Raw genomic sequence first — 18,091 nt, forward strand, 5'->3', positions numbered from 1 at the left:
TCGTTACATGCCCATGCCGCCATCGACCGGCAGTCCGATGCCGGTGATGAAGCGCGCCTCGTTCGAGCACAGGAACACCGCGGCATCGCCGATGTCCGTGACCTCGGCGAGACGGCCGAGCGGGGTTTGCTCCACCACCGAGCCGACTGCGGCGTTGACGTCGGCCGCGAGCCCGACCTTGACGATGTCGTTGGCGAGCTGCATGCCCATGTCGGTCGGGATCAGGCCCGGATAGATGCAGTTTACGCGCACGCCGAAACCGAGCTTGCCGGCTTCCATCGCTCCGACCCGCGTCATGCGGTCAACCGCGGATTTGGTGCCCGAATAGACCGCGATGCTCGGGAAGGCGATCGTTGCCGCAACCGAGGCGATGTTGACGACGGCGCCGCCCTTGCCGGCCGGCCCGCCCGGGCGCATGGCACGGAAGGCGTGCTTCATGCCGAGCACGGTGCCAACGATATTGACGTCGCACATCCGCCGCGCGTCCTCGGCCTTGACCTCGGAGATCAGCGACGTGATCTCGATGCCGGCATTGTTGATCAGAATGTCGTAGCCGCCGAGGGTTGCGACGGTCTTGGCAACCGCCTGCTCCCATTGAGCGTCGTCGGTGACGTCGAGCTGGACGAAGCCCGTGGCGACGTCTTCCTTCGCGATAGCGGCTGCGCTGGCGCGGCCGGTCTCTTCCAGGATGTCGGCGATCATGATCGAGGCGCCGGCTCGCGCCAACGCTTGCGCGATGGCCGCGCCGATTCCTCTAGCACCGCCGGTGACCAGGGCGTTCCTGCCTGCAAGGCTCTTCCCACTCATGACGCACTCCTCCGTTGCTGGTGATCGATTCGTGCTGCGCCAATCGGCGCGCACCAGGTCGATGGGCGCAGGCCTTTCGGCGGCACCCAGCGAAGCGTTCCTCCATGGTCGGACGTCTTGACGACTGTCCAAATTCTTGGTGCGAACCTCCGCCAAAATCTTGACACTTGTCAAGAACGAATTTGACAGTTGTCAAAGGAAGTGGTTGTGAGGGATGGAGCATTCCGCGGTCGACGCGGTATAAGTCCTTGAAAGAACGGGACTGAGGAAGGAACGAGATGGCGCGGCAGGTGACGGGAGCGGCCCGGCGTGTGGCTGATGCGGCCGAGGTGCTGCGCGACGAGAAGTTCAACGCGCGGCGCGTCGAGCTTGCCGAGGCCGCGCTCGAAACGCTTGGAGAGCTCGGCTTCGCACGCACCAGCCTGCGCGAAATCGCGCAGAACTCGGCGTTCACGCACGGCGTGTTCCACTATTATTTCAGCGACAAGCTCGACCTGATCTGCTGCTGCGTCCGCCACTACAAGGCGAAGTGCGTGACGCGATATGACGATGTCGTCGCGACAGCAACGAGCCGCGACGAATTGACGGAGGGTTTCCTCGCCAAGCTCGCAGCAACGCTGCAGAACGAAGCCCGTATGCACCGCCTTTGGTACGACCTGCGCTCGCAGGCGATGTTCGAGGCGGCGTTTCGCAAGGATGTACTCGAGATCGACAAGAGCCTGGAAGCGATGATCTGGCGCATCGCCTCCCGCTATGCCGAGCTCGGCGGCAAGCGGCCGGCGTCGTCGTCCGCCGCGCTCTATGCGCTGTTCGACGGTCTATTCCAAAGTGCGCTGCTTAAGCACCTCGCGGGTGACAAGACGGCGATTCCCGAACTGCTCGACGAAGTCCGGCGCCTGTTGCCGACGGTCTGCTGAAGCGCACGAGCGGCGCCGGCGAAGGCTCTGCAGCGCACCGCTCTCGACGATGCTTCGCATCGCGAGGGAAGCGCTGCGCTGCGTCCGGGGGACTAGAGCGGAGATGCACGCTCTTTCGAGACGCATCACTTCAAAAAGCCAAGTCCTTCGCGCGCCGTGTCCACGGCCCATTGGTCGCCCGGCGGCAGCGCGAGCACGCTTTTGAAATCCGCGCGCGCCTTGGCGGAGTCGGACAGCTTCATGTAGAGGATGCCGCGATTGACGAGCGCGATCTGATTGCCGGGATCGAGCCGGATCGCCTCGTTGTAGTCGGCGAGCGCGCGGTCGTTCTCGCCCATGTCGCGAAACGCACTGGCGCGATTGCTGTAGGCCATCGAATTTCCCGGCTGCAGCCGGATGCCCTCGTCGAAATCGGCAATGGCGCGACGATCATCACCCTTCTTGCGCCAGGCGGTTGCACGAACGAAGTAGGCCTTCTCGAAGGAAGGCATGATCCTGGTGACGTCATCAAGCTCGCGGATGGCATTGTCGGTGTCGTCCTTTTTCAGGAGAACGATGGCCCGGCAATAATGGCCGCCAGCGCTCCCGGGCTCCAGACGGACGGCGGTGTTGCAGTCGTCGAGAGCCTCGTCGATCTCGCCCTTGTTGAAATGGACGGTGCTTCGCAGCTCGTAGGGCCATGCGGCGGCGGGATTGCGCCGCATCGCCTCGTTGTAATCGGCGACGGCATGATCGGAGTCGCGCTTCGCCGCATACGCTTCCCCTCTCTTGATAAGAGCAAAGTAGGCTTGCTTGGGATTGCGTTCGATGGCCTCGGTAAACGCGCCGATCGCCAGATCGAAGTCGCGCTGGTTGAAATATTCGAGGGCACGGGAGGTGTAGGACGGACCGTAGCCGGGATCGAGGCGAATGGCCTCGTTGTAATCGGCCAAAGCGCGATCCCGTTCGCCCTTCGCCGAATAGGCGCGGCCGCGGCAGTTATAAGCCCGCCCGAAATTCGGATCGATCCGTATCGCGGCGCTGCAATCCTCGAAGGCGCGATCCCTGTCCCGCTTGAGGTACCAGGCTTCGCCACGCAGCTCGTAAGCAACCGCGTTTGTCGGATCAGCCGCAATGATCTCGGTCTTTTCGGCGATGACGCGGTCGTTGGACGTATCATCGGCATGAACGGCAACCGTCACGGCAATGGTGACCGCGCAAAACAGACCGAAAATCCGGCCGATCGAACCGCAATTCATGGCTCAAAAAACCCTGCATCGAACCCGCGCCGGGTCGCGCAAGCGGGTGACGGTCGTATCCGGCGGAGAAACATCGCAGCGCCCGGCTGCGAAAATAAGTCGCAGACGGCGGGGCTTCGGTTCGAACGAGTAAGTGCCGCCTCTGCGGTCTCACCAGGCGTAGCGCAGGACGCCCTTGCCGGCGTAGCTGCGCGTGAGGTTCGAGAACTCACCTTCAAACGTCGCTGCCGTGGACCAGCCGTTCAGCCATTGCCTTTCCACTGAGGCCGTGACGAGCGCGGCCTCAGTGGCTTGCGCTGCGCCGTTGACGACGAAACTCGCGCCGGGCAGCGTCTGGAAGGTCGCTCCGATCGCGCGATCGGGGTTGAAGTCATGGACCCAGGCGAGGCGGCCGCGCAGCGTGGTGACGCCGTCCGCCGCGGCAAAGGATTTGTCGGCACGCAGGCCGAATTCGCTGCGGGTGTCGGTGACGCTCTTCGCAGCGTAGCTCAGGGCAAAGGTGCTGGTCCCCGTGATTGCCTGCTCCGTATAGGACGGCAGGTCGAACGTGGTGAACTGGACTGCGGCATAGGGCGTGAGGCCAACGCCGCCGATCACGGGCGCCACGAAGCGATAGCCGCCTTCGAGCCGGCCGGACCAGGCGTTGGCATTGAAGCGGGCCTGGAGGTGATCGGCCCCGGCGATGGTCACAGTGCGATCGGTGGTGACGTCCTGCCAGCCATAGGCCAGCGCGCCCGTGACATAGGCCGCCCCGGCATTGTGCCGCACGAACGCGCCGGCCTGGAACAGGTCGGAGCGGCCAGTGCCGCCATTCGCCACCGAGAAGCTGGTGCCGCCGCCGGCAAGGGCAAAGCCCGCGACGGTGTTGGGCGAGAACCAGTAGTCGGCTCCCGCCGCAGTGCCTGCGATGCGGCTGGTGGTGCTGTTCGAACCGAGCGTCGCATCGCCGTCCGTGGTCTGCGAGCCGCCGAAGCCAGCGGCCCAGACATTCCAACGCTGCGCGAAGGTCTGCGCCGGCGCCTTGCGCGACATCGCGGCATAGGCGTCGCGCTCGGCGCTCGTGCGCTTGCGGCCGCCGGCATAGGCGAGCGCATCGCTGTCGTCAGTTGCGTAGCCCGTCGCACCGGACGACGAACGCGGATCGCCGCGCCCGGCGGCGAACGGATCGGTCAGCACGCCCATGAACTGGTTCATCGCGTTGAACGTGGTCTGCTGCGTGCCGGCCGCCGTCTCGCCCGAAACCTGCGTCAGCGGATTGAGCAGAGCATTGCCCGAGAGCGCGAACAGCGGGTTGAAGCCGGCCGGCAGGGGAGCGCCGCCGATCAGCGCACTATCGATGCCCGCCGCGACGTTCCTCTGATTGACGTTGGCGTTGCCCGGCAGCGACGGCGACAGCAGGCCGGCATCGAGCGTCAGCAGCACGTCGTTGCCGACATAGCTCAGCCGCGCGTTGCGGGCGAAGCTGGTGGCGGTGAGGAAGTCGACACCGGAGAAGGTGCCGTTCACCGTGCCCGCCGTCGCGATCGTATAGGTCGTGGTCGCCGCGACGCGCGCCAGCGGATCCACCATCACCTTGCCGGCGAGGCCAGCCGTACCGCTGACGTTGAGCCGGTCGGCACTGTGGGGGTCAACGTCCACGATGAATTTGCCGCCCCCGCTCTGAACGAAATTGCCGGTGAGCGTCGTGGTGCCGACAGTGCCGAGACCTGATGGAGCCAGGATGCCGCTATTGCCCAGCATGTTGCCGGCGCCGAGATCGACCGTCGCGCCGCTGTTGAGCACGCTGCCCGAAAGATTGTTGAAGGCGTTCGTGCCGCTGCCGAGACCGACATTGCCGGTGACCGTGCCGGCATTGTTCACCGTGTCGTTGCCGGTGCTGGCAACGATGGCGTAAAGGCCTCCCGCGACCGTCGCTGTCGCACCGATGGTCAAGGTATTGGTTACGCCGCCGGCCATATTAACGCCCGCAGCAGCGCCGGATAAGACACCGCCATTGACCGTGACGCCGATATTGCCGCCCGCACTCGCATAGATCGCGTTGCCGGTTGTCGAGGTGACGTTGCCGGTGCTGTTCAGCGTGGTGGTGCCCACGCTCTCGGCGTGGATGCCGTCGCCATACGCACTGACATTTCCCCGGCTGATGACCGACGTGTAGCCGGCATAGCCAACGGCATGAATTCCTTCAGCGCCGGACGAGGTGATGTCGCCGGTACTGTCCACCGTGACGTAGTACCCGAGCATCCCACCCGCAAACGCGTAAATGCCGTAATCGCGCGCGCCGATGTTTCCCCGGCTCGTCACCACGACGGCATTCGTCCCCACGAGATACATGCCGGTGCCGTTGCGCGAGGTAATGTCGCCGATGCTGTCCACGTTGGTGCCGATCTGGGCGCCCGCGAGGATGCCGTAGTCGTTGCCGACGAGATTGCCGCGGTTGGTAATGTAGACGTCGTTCAGAGCATCCGCATAGATAGCCATGCGGTCGGACGTGATGTTACCTCCATCATGCGTGATCCTTACGGATCCTCGCCCCGAGTTCCCTTGAATGCCGAAAAGGGCAGAGATGTTTCCGCTGTGCCGGATCACTGCATCGCCAAGATCTGCGGAGGCGAGGATGCCGGCGGTCGCGGCAATGTTTCCGATGCTGTCGATCGTGGCACCAAAGTCAGCGAACGCGTAAATACCGAGACTGGCCGCGTTGATATTTCCGACATTGGTGACAGAGATGCCGTAGGTGTACGTCTTGGCATAAATGCCGCTACCATTGCTGGAGGTGATGTCGCCGCTGTTCGTGATGGTGATGGCGTCGCCATAGCCGGAATGGGCGTTAGCGTAAATGCCATCAAGATATGCAGTGATTGTGCCGCGGCTGGTGATGTTGATGTCGACGATGCCGAAAAGGCCAACTGTGGATGCGTGGATGCCGAAACCGCCAGCCGAGCTGATGTCGCCGGTGTGGTTGATCGTCACCACCCCGGTTTCCCACGACCCCGTCGCGGCGGACGAGGCACGAATGCCATCGGCGGCTCCGGTCACGATGATGGAATGGGGCGCCATGTCGTTGTTGATGGTGACCGCGCCGCTCGAGCGCACGAATTCTATACCGGACGTGCCGGCGGCCGGCGCGATATTGGTCGTCAGCGAATTGGCGTTGAGCGTGTCGACGAGGGCCTGGTTGAAATCAGCGGCACCGATCCCGGCCGATTGATCGCCGGTGCAGCTCGCGGTCGTCCCGGCCGTCGTGCAGCCATTTGGTCCGGCTTGCGCCGGCCGCGGTTCCATCAGCCACAGCGCGCCGCTGGCCGCTGTCCCAAGCAGCGCCACGCGCCAGCCACGGCTCGCGCTCAGCGCCTGGAACGTGCTCGCCCCTTCGCCGGCAGGAGCGCGGTCGTTGGTAAGATCCGATTCGGCAAGTCGGGCGAATCGCGCCCGATCGTCTTGCCGCCGTCCCGCGGTTGCGCCGAAGCGCAACGGCACCTTTTTCTTCCCCATCACGTCCACCCGCGTGCCCCTTGCGTCCTGGGGCGACCTTAAGGGACTCGGGCGCGGTACAATGTGCCGGGCGTCTCAAGCGGAAAAGTTTTCGCGTTGTCGGTTCTTGCAGGATCACCACATCCCGCGCGCGCATGCCACGAGGATGGCCGGCGTGCATTGGCAATTGCGTGGATCGATTCCGCTTCTCAGCGGACGACGAGGACAGGCGACGTTACGCCGCGGTCGCCGGCGGCAGCGCCAGCACCGAATAGATCGCCTGGGCGTCGCGCGAGGCGCGGAGCTTCTTGGCGATGTCCTGGTCGCGCAGAAGGCGGGCGATGCGGGCGAGCGCCTTGAGGTGATCGGCGCCGGCGCCTTCGGGGGCGAGCAGCAGGAAGACGAGATCGACCGGCTGGCCATCCATCGCCTCGAAATCGATCGGACGATCGAGGCGCGCGAATAGGCCGAAGATCTTTTCCAGCTTGGGCAGCTTGCCGTGCGGAATGGCGACGCCGTAGCCGACCGCGGTGGTGCCGAGCTTCTCACGCTGCAGCAGCACCTCGAACACGGAGCGTTCGTTCTGCCCGGTCAACTCGGCGGCCTTGGCCGCGAGCTCCTGAAGCGCCTGCTTCTTGCTGTTGACCTTCAATGCCGGGAGAATCGCCTCGGGTGCGACCAGATCGGTAATCGGCATGGAAGGTTTCCGAGGTGAATTAAACCGTCAGGTTCCGAATTGGCCAGCTTGGTCAAACCATGCCTGGCCGGCATCAAGAAGGTGAAGCAGGAGGGGGACTTAGCCCCGATCCTGATGTGGGGCGCTTCTACTCCAACGCAATCCCGGTGCCAACTGCTGCGTGCGGCTTTGCCCCGCTCATTGTTAAGGGCTGCGGTTGGTACGGGGGCCGGTTCCAGCCCTTAACCGTCCGGTTTGGGCCCCGGCGGGTCGATCCAGCCGACATTGCCGTCGGCCCGGCGGTAAATGATGTTCACCCGGCCGCTGGAGCCGTGCTGGAATACCAGGCAGGGCGCTCCGCTGAGGTCGAGCTCCATCACCGCCTCGCTCACCGATAGCTGTTTCAGCGAGGTGGTGGCCTCGGCGATGATGACGGGACTGTAGCCGGTGACCTCGTCCTCGTCCTCACCCTCGCCCGGCGCCTCCAGCACGTAGCTCGTGGCGTCCATGGCGGCCAGCGCCGCGGAGGCGACATGGGCCTTGCGGGCCGAGCGGTCCTTGAGCCGGCTCTTGTAGCGCTTGAGCCGCTTCTCGATCATCAGGAGCGCCTGGTCGGCGCTGGCATAGGCATCCGGCGCGTTCGAATCGGCCTCCAGCGTAATTCCCGTATCAAGATGCAGGGCACAGTCGGTGCGGAAGCCGAAGCCATCCTTGCTCAGGGTGATGTGGCCGGAATAGTTCCCGTCGAAATATTTACGCAGGACCTCGTCGGTCCGATCGGTCACGCGGCCGCGCAGGGCGTCGCCGACGCTGACGCTCTTTCCCGAGATTCTGAGGGTCATGTGATGCCTCGCTTGGTTTTAAGTGCCCAGCTTGGATCGGTCTCGATGGGGGATCGAGAGTAGCGCGATTTCGCGCCAGCGCAATCAGGCCGGCTCGGTGTTGCGGGAGCGATCGGGCATTGCGGTGGAGAGGACGTTACCAAGAGCGCTCTGCTTGTCACGGCGGCGTTGCACCGAAGAGGGAATGCGCATGGCTTCGCGGTACTTCGCGACCGTGCGGCGGGCAATATCAATTCCCGAGGCGCGTAAGCGTTCCACGATGGTGTCGTCCGACAGGATCGCCGACGGAGCTTCCGAATCGATCAGCTGCTTGATGTGGTGGCGCACGGCCTCGGCGGAATGCGCCTCGCCGCCGTCGGCGGAGGCGATCGAGGCCGTGAAGAAATATTTCAATTCGAATGTGCCGCGATTTGTCGCCATGTACTTGTTGGCGGTGACGCGCGACACGGTCGATTCATGCATCTGGATGGCGTCGGCAACGGCCTTCAGATTCAGCGGCCGCAGGTGCGCCACGCCATGGGTGAAGAAGCCGTCCTGCTGGCGCACGATCTCCGTCGCAACTTTCAGGATGGTGCGGGCGCGCTGATCGAGCGCGCGCACCAGCCAGGTCGCGTTCTGGAGCGCGTCGGTGAAATAGGACTTGTCGCCGTCCTTGCCGACCTTCTTCGAGAGTTGCGAATAGTAGGTCTGGTTGACCAGCACGCGCGGCAAGGTGTCGCTGTTGAGCTCGACATGCCAGCCGCCATCCGGGCCCGGGCGGACATAGACGTCGGGCACCATGGTCTGGAGCCGCGCCGAGCCGAACTTCATGCCGGGCTTGGGATTGAGGCGGCGGATCTCGCCGATCATGTCGGCGATGTCCTCGTCGTCGACGCCGCAGAGCTTGCGCAGCGAAGCGATGTCGCGCTTCGCGAGCAGATCGAGGTGCTCGACGAGGGCCTGCATCGCCGGGTCGTAGCGGTCGAGCTCGCGGAGCTGGATCGCCAGGCATTCGCTCAAATTGCGCGCGCAGACGCCGGGCGGATCGAATTTTTGCAGCACGGCAAGGACGTCCTCGACGTCGGCTTGCGATGCGCCAAGGCGCTCGGCGGCCTGGCCGAGATCCGGCGGCAGATAGCCGGCCTCGTCGACGAGGTCGATCAGGTACTGGCCGATCATGCGCTGCGCCGGGCCGGTGAAGGCGACCGAGAGCTGCTCGGCAAGATGGTCGCCGAGCGTGATCTCCGCGGCGACGAAGGCTTCGAGATTGTAGTCCTCGTCGCCGGAGGCCCCGCCGCCCCATTCGGTATAGGTGGTCGGCGCCGCATCCTGGGCGTTGCGCGCGGCGGCCTCGGCCGGTTCCTCGGAGAAGACGTTGTCCAGGCCCGTATCCAGGGTCTGCTCGATCTCGGCGCGGGTGCCGAGATCCTTGCTCATCCATTCTTCCTGGCCCGGCTCGAACGCCTCGCCCGGACCGCCACCCGGCTCGTCGTTGTGGCCACCGTCGGAGTCGCTGAACTGGCCGGTCTCGGCCGGGGCTTCACCCGCGGGCGGCTCGTCGTTGGCCCGCTCCAGCAGGGGGTTCCGCTCGAGTTCCTCTTCCACGAAGGTCGTGAGATCGAGGTTGGACAATTGCAGCAGCTTGATCGCCTGCATCAGCTGCGGCGTCATGACCAGCGACTGCGATTGCCGGAACTCTAATCTCTGCGTGAGCGCCATGAAGCAAGAACCGATCCCAAAAGTTGGTCCGATTTTTGCTTATCCTAGTCTTGGCGCGATGTACACGGCTTGACGAACGGGAAAAAAGGGCTAGAGGCGGAATTCCTCGCCAAGGTAAAGCCGGCGAACGTCGGGATCGGCGACGATCTCATCCGGGCTACCCTCGGTCAAGATTTCACCGGCATAGACGATATAGGCACGATCGGTCAGGCCGAGCGTCTCGCGCACATTGTGGTCGGTGATCAGCACGCCGATGCCGCGGTTGGTGAGATGGCGGACGAGGTCCTGAATGTCGCCGACCGCGATCGGATCGATGCCCGCGAAGGGCTCGTCGAGCAGCATGTAGTTCGGACGCGTCGCCAGCGCGCGCGCAATCTCGACGCGGCGGCGCTCGCCGCCTGACAGCGCAATCGACGGCGATTTCCGCAAGCGCGTGATGTTGAATTCGTCGAGCAGCGAGTCGAGCTGCTGCTCGCGCTTCTTGCGCGAGGGCTCGACCACTTCGAGCACGGCGCGGATATTCTGCTCGACGGTGAGGCCGCGAAAGATCGAGGCTTCCTGCGGCAGATAGCCGATGCCGAGCCGCGCGCGCTGATACATCGGCAGCTTGGTGACGTCGTGGCCGTCGAGCTCGATCGCGCCGCGATCGGGCTTGATCAGGCCGGTGATCATGTAGAACACGGTGGTCTTGCCGGCGCCGTTCGGGCCGAGCAGGCCGACCGCTTCGCCGCGGCGCACATAGATGCTGACGCCGCGCACCACCTGGCGGCTGCCGAAACTCTTTTCCACGCTATGCACAGCCAGGAAACCCGGCCGCTTCAGAAGCTGCGGTCCGCCGGCGCCGTTGGGCCTGCTGGCGGCCCTCACGGGATGCACCGCCTGGGCACGCGGCGGTTCGGTCTGGTAGTCGGCTTGGTAGTCGGCCTGGAAATGGTCGGGCGCGCGCATCTGGTCGCGCGCGATCGGCGATGCATCCCGCACCGGGCTGGGCACGAGACCGCCGACGCTGTCACCGAGGGCAGTGATGTCCTGGCGCGCAAATCCTGGCCGGCCGCGCTTGGCGGGGCGCCGACGGAACATGCTGAAGAGATCGACCATCCCGCCTTCTAGCCTTTCACGACAATCCTGCGCGATGATCCGCGCGTGATCCCGCGATCTGCCGCACCGGCCTTGCGATTCGCCGGCACAGCATGAGTGAAGGGATGTCTCATGCCCAGTGAAACACGCCCGAAAAGCGGCGAACCCCGCTTGGAAAGCCCTTCGCGCTAGATACAGCCTCGCCGGGCAAGCTTCAACCTCGGATCGGGAGAATCTGGCCCAAGCGATTGAAGTTACTTCAGGAATTTACTTTTGTTTGCCTGCGCCGGGCAATTGCAGAGGCGGCGCCGGAGCGGGCTTGCCCGGGCTCCCCGATCCGCAATCATTGCTGCCGCCCTGCGGCAGCAATGCCTGCACCCTGCCGCTGTCGGATTCCACCCGCGAGACGCCCGTGGTCATGTCGACCGCCAGACGGTCGCCGCGCAGCACGTTCCTGCACTGCGTGAGAACGACGCCGCCGAGCATGGTGATGAGGTTGGTTTTGGTGTCGAACACGGCGGTCTCGCCTGTTACCACCTGGTCCTTCTGGGTGACGACGACGTTGCCGCGCGCTTCCAGCCGCTTGATCGAGGAACTGCCGCCCGGCCCCGGCTGCGCCGACTGCATCGGCGCACCCTTGGTCCCCTTCGCCGCGGGCTGCGGCGCGGCCGGCTTGTCGCCGCCGCCGGAGTCGTAAAACACCACGAGCGTCTTCGAGGTCATGGTGGTGTCGCCCTGGATGACCTTCACATTGCCGGAGAAGGTCGCCTCCTTCTTCTTGTCGCGCATCTCGAGCGAGGCGGCTTCGATCTGGATCGGCTGGTCGCGGTTTTGCGAAAAGCCCTGCATTGCGTTGGGCACGCCTTGCATCGTGCTCTGCGCGACGGCCGCACCGGTTGCGACCAGCGCGACGGTGAGCGCGGCCACACCGAGAATGGCGCACCGCTTGTCTTCGTTGCGCGAAAAGAATCTCATCATGAAAATCACTTTGAATTGGCCGACTTGTTCTGAGGCGTGCGTGTCTTCACCGGCGGCGCGGGCTGCTCGGCCGGCGCAGGCTGGGCGGCAGCGGGATCGTCCAGCTTGTCCAGATGCATCACCACATTGCCCTCGAAGCGGATGACGTCGCCGCCTTCCGTGATCCGCAGCCGGTCGGCGGTCAGCGTTCCGTTGGTCAGCTTGACGTCGACATGCTCATCCGAGGAGACCGTTCCCTTGCCCATGTCGACGAAGGCCGAGTTCAGCCGCGCCTCATAGCCGGACGAGGTGCGCAGGAAGATATCCTTGTGCAGGTCGAGCTGCTGCTGCTTGTTGTCGAAGCGGCCGGTGCGCGCATCGAGCAGCAAAGTGGATTTGTCTTCCATCAGCACCTTTGCGCGCAAATCATTGAGATCGACATGATCGGGGTCGGTGATGTCCTGCGTCGCGGTCTTGGCCCAGAGCTCGTAGGGCCGCTGGTCCGGGGTGAAGCCGGACATATGCGGCGTTTCCATCGTGATCTTGGTGCCCGTCACCACGAGATTTCCGGAGTCGAGCTTCACGGGGATCTGGAAGGGATTGAGGAAAGTCGAGACGGCGACGATCGCGGCCATGGACGCAGCCACCGTCACCGGCACCGCGATGCGCAGAATCCGCACCAGGCGGCTGTGGCGCGCCGCGCTGGCAAACTTCGCCGCAAGCGCGGCGTCGTAGGTTGGATTCTGGGCCGAATTCACCTGAGCTCCCGAGGTGTCGCTCGTCTCGTCCGGTTGACGGGCGCACGCCATTGTATCCGGCGCCGCCTGAATATGCAGCCTGCGACAGGCCGCACGAAAGTGTCCGAAACGGGGCGGCAGCCCTAAGCTAACAGCGGCCCGAGGCCTCAGGAATGCGCGAAAATGTCCTCTTCCGCCCAGCCCTGGAGATCGAGCAGAGCGCGGGTCGGCAGGAAGTCGAAACAGGCTTTTGCCAGCGCGGTGCGGCCTTCCCGCACCAGCATGGCGTCGAGCCGCTCGCGCAGGGCATGAAGGTGCAGCACGTCGGAGGCGGCGTAGGCGAGCTGCGGCTCGGTCAGGCTGTCGGAACCCCAGTCGCTGGATTGCTGCTGCTTGGAGAGGTCGACATTGAGCACCTCGCGCACGAGGTCCTTGAGGCCATGCCGGTCGGTGTAGGTGCGGGTCAGGCGGGAGGCAATCTTGGTGCAATAAATCGGGCCGGTCATGACGCCAAACGTCTGGTACAGCACCGCGACGTCGAACCGCGCGAAGTGGAAGATCTTCGTGATCGCAGGATTGGCCAGCAGGGCCTTCAGGTTCGGCGCGTCGGTGTGGCCCTTGGGGATCTGCACCACGTCGGCGCTGCCGTCGCCGGGCGAGAGCTGCACCACGCAGAGCCGGTCGCGGTGCGGGTTCAGCCCCATGGTCTCGGTGTCGATCGCCACCGCTCCGGTGTAGCGGGACAGGTCGGGCAGGTCGCCGCGATGCAGGCGTACGGTCATGGCGTTTCAAAACCTCAATCGAATTGGTCGGTCGGCATCATAAGCTAATCGGGTTGCCCGCGATGTAGCCACTGGCGGCGGGCCGCGCAAGCGGCAGCTGTGCCCGCCGGGGCGCGGTCAGATCGCCGCCAGCATGATGCAGATCATCGCCGCCACCGTCGTGCGGCTGGCACCATCGCGAAAAGTGTAGAGAATCGGGTCGTCGGGCATCTCGCGGCGATGCGCCATCATCAGGGCGCGGCCGAACCAGTAGAGCAGCAGCGGATTGAGCAGCCATAACATCCAGGGACGGCTGTAGAGCGGCGTCACCGCGGAGGAGGAGACGTAGAGCGAGAACACGGTCACCGCGTTCATGGCGCTCGCCGCCGCCATCGCGCCGATGATGTGCAGGTCGGTGATCCTGTAATCGCGGTTGGAGGGATCGGCGAGGCCGGCGCTCTCGCGCATGCTGAGCTCGCTGAAGCGCTTGATCAGCGCCAGCGAGGTGAACACGAACAGCGAGAAGATCAAGAGCCATTCCGACAGCACCACGCCGACGCCGACCGCGCCGGCGATGATGCGTAGCGTGTAGAGGCCGGCGAGTGTCACGACGTCGACCAGCATCTTGCGCTTGAGCACGAGCGAATAGGCGATCGTGGTGGCGAGATAGCCACCGAGCACGCCGAGGAACAGAGGCGAGATGCAGAGGCTGGCGGCAACCGCGAGCAGCCACAGCGCGGGAATCGCAAGCAGCGCCGAGGACATCGGCAGTCGACCTGCCGCCAGCGCGCGATGGCGCTTGGTCGGATGCTGCCGGTCGGCTGAGAGATCGAGCAGATCGTTCATCAGGTAGGCACCCGACGCGCAGGCCGAGAACGCGAGGAACGCCAGCAACGCGTAGCCGAGCGTCGCAAGATTCATCTGATGCGCCGTGATCGCCGGCACGAACACCAGCGTGTTCTTGGCGTATTGATAGACGCGCAGCGCCTGCGCCCAGGTTTTGAGGCTGGCACGGCTGCTGCCGCGCGTCTCGATGCGCTCCATGGAGGCGCGGTCGAACGGCAGCCGGTCAGGCGCCGCGAGATCGGCCGGCGCAACGACGCCATCGAACCCGAGATGCGCGGCAATGCCCGCCGCGTGATGCGCAAACCGGCCGGCCACCAGATAAATCTTGTCGCCCCGCGCCCGCGCCGCCAGGGCCTGGTTCAGCACGTCGGCATCATAGGGCAGATGGGCGTAGTCGAGCTCGGCCTGCGCCAGGATATCCGTGAGCGCCGCCATGCCCGGGCGTCCACCCGCGCCGAAGCGGGCCAGCATCCGGCCGGGGCTGGAGAACAGCGCTTCCAGCAGCAGCTCGGAACGGAGCAGGGCGCCTTCGAGATCGATGACAAGCGTCCGCGCCGCGGCGGGAACCGCCGACGGTGTGGGGACGCCCGAATCGTAGTGCCAGGCAGGCTGCTCCATCCGAAAACGCTCTGACTTGCCGCAACATGACCGGCCCTGAGGCCGGGGAGCAGGGAAATGGACGGCCGAGAGCCTAGGGGGCATTCGCTAAGGGCGACTTAACCGGGGGGAGAAGGGCCGGCGCCCCTGGGGGATGCCGGGTCCAGGCCATGCACCCTGCTGTTGCATGGATCCCACAACCCGGCGCCAGCTTCATGTTCCGGCGGGGCTTTTGCCGCGCGCCCCGTGAAAATCCTCCCGGCCGACCCCATCTGCGAGTTTTCGCGCGCTCGCCCGCCGCCCACAATGAAATCAGGTGTCATGACCGAACAGACGCTCGCTGCGCCTATCGACGACCAACAGGAACGCCAGCGCGGCTTTACGCGCTACCAGGCGCTCCTGATCGCACTGCTCGCGTTCACGCAGTTCACGATCATTCTCGATTTCATCATCATGTCGCCGCTCGGCGCCATCCTGATGCCGGCGCTCGACATCACGGCCGGGCAATTCGGCGTCGCGGTGTCGGCCTACGCGTTCAGCGCGGGACTGTCGGGGATCCTGGCCGCGGGCTTTGCCGATCGCTTCGACCGCAAGCGCCTGCTGCTGTTCTTCTATGTCGGCTTCACGCTCGGGACCCTGCTCTGTGCCGCCGCGCAGACCTACCACGTGCTGCTGCTCGGCAGGATCGTGACCGGATTGTTCGGCGGCGTGATCGGCTCGGTCGTGCTGGCCATCATCACCGATTTGTTCGCGCTGCACCTGCGCGGCCGCGTGATGGGCTTCGTCCAGACGGCGTTCGCCGCGAGCCAGGTGCTCGGCATTCCCGCGGGGCTGTTTCTCGCCAATCACTGGAACTGGCATGTCTGCTTCGTTGCGATCGTCGGCTTGTCGATCGTCGCGATCGCCGTCATCGCCTTCGCGATGGAGCCGGTCGACGCGCATCTGAAACTGAAGCAGGACAGAAACCCGTTCCGCCATCTGATCGCGACCATCGGACAGCCGCGCTATACGCTGGCCTTCGCCGTCACGACGTTGCTGGCGACGGGCGGGTACATGCTGATGCCGTTCTCCAGCGCCTTCACCGTGCATAATCTCGGCATCGACATCCTGCATCTGCCGACGATCTATCTCGTCTCCGGCCTGTTCAGCATCGTCACGGGACCGCTGGTCGGCAGGGCGAGCGACGCGTTCGGCAAGTACCCGACCTTCGTCTTCGGCAGCGTGGTGTCTGTCATCATGGTGCTGATCTACACCCATCTCGGCCACGTCTCGCTCGCGACCGCGATCCTCGTCAACGTGCTGATGTTCGTCGGCATCTTCTCGCGCATGATCCCGTCGCAGGCGCTGATGTCGGCGATCCCCGACCCCAGCCAGCGCGGCTCGTTCAGTGCGGTCAGCGCGTCGCTTCAGCAACTCTCCGGTGGGCTCGGTTCGGTCCTCGCCGCCGCCATCATCGCGCAACAACCGGATGGTTCGCTGCTCCATTTCGACCGGATCGGCTACGTCGTGGTCGCGTCGGCAATCGTCTCGCTGGTCGCGATGTACTTTGTGCAGAAGGCTGTGGCAGAGCGGACCGGGAGACGGGTGGTCTGAGGGCTCGACTTGAAAAAGCCCGCTATGCCCGCCCGCCGGCCAGCCTTTCAAGCTGGTCGTGAAGCTGCGCAGGAAGATACGGCTTGGGGATGAACCTCGCCCCGAGTGGGATGTCATCCGCTGCCGGGCTGAGTTGGCCGGACGTAATGAGGAGCCGCACGGGCGGCCATCGGTCTCTGATCACCGCCGCCAGCCGAAGGCCATCCATCGAGCCCGGCATCTGGATGTCGGTAAAGACGACGGTGATCGCCGGTTCCGTCTCCAGCAGATTGACAGCCTCGTCCGCGTCGGCCGCCTCGAAGACATCGAAGCCCATATCCCGCACCATGTCAGCCGCGTTCACGCGGATGAGGAAGTCATCTTCCACGATGAGGATCACGTCCCTATGCTGGCTGAGATTGGACACTTATGCTCCGGCATAACCGAGCATAAGGTTTGAACGGCTTCTTTGTTCCACAGAACGTCTTGCAAAGGATCGCGTTTGTTAGAGCAGGGCGTTAGGGTTCACCATGGCAATTGACATCAAGGCGGACGTGGATGCCGTCCAGCAGATTGGGGCAGTTCCCAAAGTTCTGGATTTGGCCGCACGCATAACGGGCATGGGCTTCGTCGCCATAGCGCGCGTAACTTCAGATCAATGGATTTGCTGCGCCGTTCGGGACAGCATCGCCTTTGGCCTTGAGCCGGGCGGAGAACTGCGTGTCGAGACGACCATCTGCAACGAGATCCGGCAGCACGGCAACACGGTCGTCATCAACGATGTGCAGACGGACAGCGACTTCTGCAATCATCCGACACCGGCCATGTATGGATTTCGCAGCTACATCTCAGCTCCCATCGTCCTGATCGACGGAGCCGTCTGGGGAACATTGTGCGCCATCGACCCCACGCCTCGACAACTTCGTACGCCTGAAATCCTCGACACGTTTCAGCTGTTGGCCGAACTGATCGCTGCACAGCTCGAACTCAATCAACGTCTGGAGCGGAGTCAGGCCGATCTCATCGACGAGCGAAAAACGGCAGAGCTTCGCGAGCAGTTCATCGGCGTATTGGGGCACGATCTTCGTAATCCCCTCGCAGCCGTCGATGCAGGCATGCGCGTGCTGCTGAAGAACCTCGACACCGGGCGGGCGCCCGAAATCGCGCTCGGCGTTCAAAAAGCCGTCTATCGCATGGCCGGCATCGTCGAAAACGTCATGGACTTCGCGCGAGGCCGACTTGGCGGAGGCCTTACGATCAAGCGAGATGCGACGCTGCCTTTGGCGCCGGTGCTGGAGCAAATCATCGCGGAGTTCAGGACGGCTTGGCCGACCGTGACGATCAGTTCATCGGTCCAAATCGAAGAGCCCATCAGCTGCGATCGGAGCAAGATGGGCCAACTTTTCTCGAACCTGCTCGGGAATGCAATTACGTACGGTGACCAGAGTAGGCCGATCCACGTCGTAGCCAGAACCTTGGACGGAACGTTCGATCTGACGGTGTCCAACGAAGGCCCGCCAATCTCCGAAAAGGCGCTGGCAAACCTCTTCAAGCCATACACGCGAGGCGACCGGCCCAGTCAGCAGGGTCTGGGACTTGGTCTTTACATCGCTTCGCAAATCGCCCAGGCCCATGGCGGCAAATTGAGTGCGATATCGACCGGACGCGAAACGACCTTCTCTTTCGAGATGCCGATCTAAGCGGGCCGGGAGCAAGATCGTCTGGAGCCAGGTTATTGCTTTACGCTGGCCGGGAAAAATGAGCGACTGATCATCGATCTCCTGATCCGGGAGCTGATGGACGCCCGCCATGGCGTGCAGCTCGACCAAGGGCGGCATGGCCGCTGCGGATAGCTCTATCGAGCGAGGTTGCGTCCTGAAGATCAGGGCAGAAGC

15 protein-coding genes are annotated in these 18,091 nt (G+C 64.2%); 3 read left to right on the forward strand and 12 right to left on the reverse strand.

Annotation, left to right across the window (positions count from 1 at the left end):
* Nucleotides 1-3: 3 nt before the first annotated feature.
* The gene (locus ACVJ5M_RS03730) at nucleotides 4-807 is read right to left on the reverse strand and encodes an SDR family NAD(P)-dependent oxidoreductase (RefSeq protein ID WP_063980185.1); all 804 of its coding nucleotides are present in this window, start codon (nucleotides 805-807) and stop codon (nucleotides 4-6) included.
* Nucleotides 808-1,085: 278 nt separating this feature from the next.
* Here ACVJ5M_RS03730 and ACVJ5M_RS03735 point away from each other — a divergent pair, with 278 nt between their 5' ends.
* On the forward strand, nucleotides 1,086-1,724 hold the full coding sequence (locus ACVJ5M_RS03735) for a TetR/AcrR family transcriptional regulator (RefSeq protein ID WP_063980186.1): 639 nt from the start codon (nucleotides 1,086-1,088) through the stop codon (nucleotides 1,722-1,724).
* 125 nt (nucleotides 1,725-1,849) lie between these two features.
* Here the strand turns inward: ACVJ5M_RS03735 and ACVJ5M_RS03740 are convergent, their stop codons facing one another.
* The 10 genes from ACVJ5M_RS03740 to ACVJ5M_RS03785 form a co-directional block, all read right to left on the reverse strand.
* Nucleotides 1,850-2,962 (reverse strand): tetratricopeptide repeat protein, encoded by a 1,113-nt coding sequence (locus ACVJ5M_RS03740; RefSeq protein WP_063980187.1) that lies wholly within the window; start codon nucleotides 2,960-2,962, stop codon nucleotides 1,850-1,852.
* Nucleotides 2,963-3,112: 150 nt separating this feature from the next.
* On the reverse strand, nucleotides 3,113-6,454 hold the full coding sequence (locus tag ACVJ5M_RS03745) for an autotransporter outer membrane beta-barrel domain-containing protein (protein ID WP_063980188.1): 3,342 nt from the start codon (nucleotides 6,452-6,454) through the stop codon (nucleotides 3,113-3,115).
* A gap of 214 nt (nucleotides 6,455-6,668) precedes the next feature.
* On the reverse strand, nucleotides 6,669-7,130 hold the full coding sequence (ptsN, locus tag ACVJ5M_RS03750; RefSeq protein WP_008141251.1) for a PTS IIA-like nitrogen regulatory protein PtsN: 462 nt from the start codon (nucleotides 7,128-7,130) through the stop codon (nucleotides 6,669-6,671).
* Nucleotides 7,131-7,351: 221 nt separating this feature from the next.
* Nucleotides 7,352-7,951 carry a ribosome hibernation-promoting factor, HPF/YfiA family gene (gene hpf, locus ACVJ5M_RS03755; protein WP_063980189.1) on the reverse strand — a complete coding sequence of 200 codons (600 nt, stop codon included), beginning with the start codon at nucleotides 7,949-7,951 and terminating at the stop codon, nucleotides 7,352-7,354.
* 84 nt (nucleotides 7,952-8,035) lie between these two features.
* On the reverse strand, nucleotides 8,036-9,649 hold the full coding sequence (gene rpoN, locus ACVJ5M_RS03760; RefSeq protein ID WP_063980190.1) for an RNA polymerase factor sigma-54: 1,614 nt from the start codon (nucleotides 9,647-9,649) through the stop codon (nucleotides 8,036-8,038).
* A gap of 90 nt (nucleotides 9,650-9,739) precedes the next feature.
* On the reverse strand, nucleotides 9,740-10,747 hold the full coding sequence (gene lptB, locus ACVJ5M_RS03765) for an LPS export ABC transporter ATP-binding protein (protein ID WP_063980191.1): 1,008 nt from the start codon (nucleotides 10,745-10,747) through the stop codon (nucleotides 9,740-9,742).
* Between the two features lie 246 nt (nucleotides 10,748-10,993).
* Nucleotides 10,994-11,704 (reverse strand): LptA/OstA family protein, encoded by a 711-nt coding sequence (locus tag ACVJ5M_RS03770; RefSeq protein ID WP_063980192.1) that lies wholly within the window; start codon nucleotides 11,702-11,704, stop codon nucleotides 10,994-10,996.
* A gap of 5 nt (nucleotides 11,705-11,709) precedes the next feature.
* On the reverse strand, nucleotides 11,710-12,441 hold the full coding sequence (gene lptC / locus ACVJ5M_RS03775) for an LPS export ABC transporter periplasmic protein LptC (protein ID WP_063985962.1): 732 nt from the start codon (nucleotides 12,439-12,441) through the stop codon (nucleotides 11,710-11,712).
* A 146-nt stretch (nucleotides 12,442-12,587) separates the two neighbouring features.
* Nucleotides 12,588-13,202, reverse strand: coding sequence for a ribonuclease D (locus tag ACVJ5M_RS03780; protein WP_018323452.1), 615 nt, complete (start codon nucleotides 13,200-13,202; stop codon nucleotides 12,588-12,590).
* A gap of 117 nt (nucleotides 13,203-13,319) precedes the next feature.
* Nucleotides 13,320-14,645, reverse strand: coding sequence for a UbiA family prenyltransferase (locus ACVJ5M_RS03785; RefSeq protein WP_084794909.1), 1,326 nt, complete (start codon nucleotides 14,643-14,645; stop codon nucleotides 13,320-13,322).
* A gap of 300 nt (nucleotides 14,646-14,945) precedes the next feature.
* Between ACVJ5M_RS03785 and ACVJ5M_RS03790 the strand changes: the two genes are divergently transcribed.
* Nucleotides 14,946-16,217 carry an MFS transporter gene (locus tag ACVJ5M_RS03790; RefSeq protein ID WP_283017896.1) on the forward strand — a complete coding sequence of 424 codons (1,272 nt, stop codon included), beginning with the start codon at nucleotides 14,946-14,948 and terminating at the stop codon, nucleotides 16,215-16,217.
* A 22-nt stretch (nucleotides 16,218-16,239) separates the two neighbouring features.
* Here the strand turns inward: ACVJ5M_RS03790 and ACVJ5M_RS03795 are convergent, their stop codons facing one another.
* Nucleotides 16,240-16,596 carry a response regulator gene (locus ACVJ5M_RS03795; RefSeq protein WP_231143738.1) on the reverse strand — a complete coding sequence of 119 codons (357 nt, stop codon included), beginning with the start codon at nucleotides 16,594-16,596 and terminating at the stop codon, nucleotides 16,240-16,242.
* 130 nt (nucleotides 16,597-16,726) lie between these two features.
* On the opposite strand from ACVJ5M_RS03795, the gene ACVJ5M_RS03800 reads away from it, so the two are divergent.
* Nucleotides 16,727-17,896, forward strand: a complete 1,170-nt coding sequence (locus ACVJ5M_RS03800; protein WP_063980194.1) for a GAF domain-containing sensor histidine kinase — start codon at nucleotides 16,727-16,729, stop codon at nucleotides 17,894-17,896.
* Nucleotides 17,897-18,091: the final 195 nt, after the last annotated feature.

This window comes from Bradyrhizobium sp. S3.7.6, from assembly GCF_054061875.1.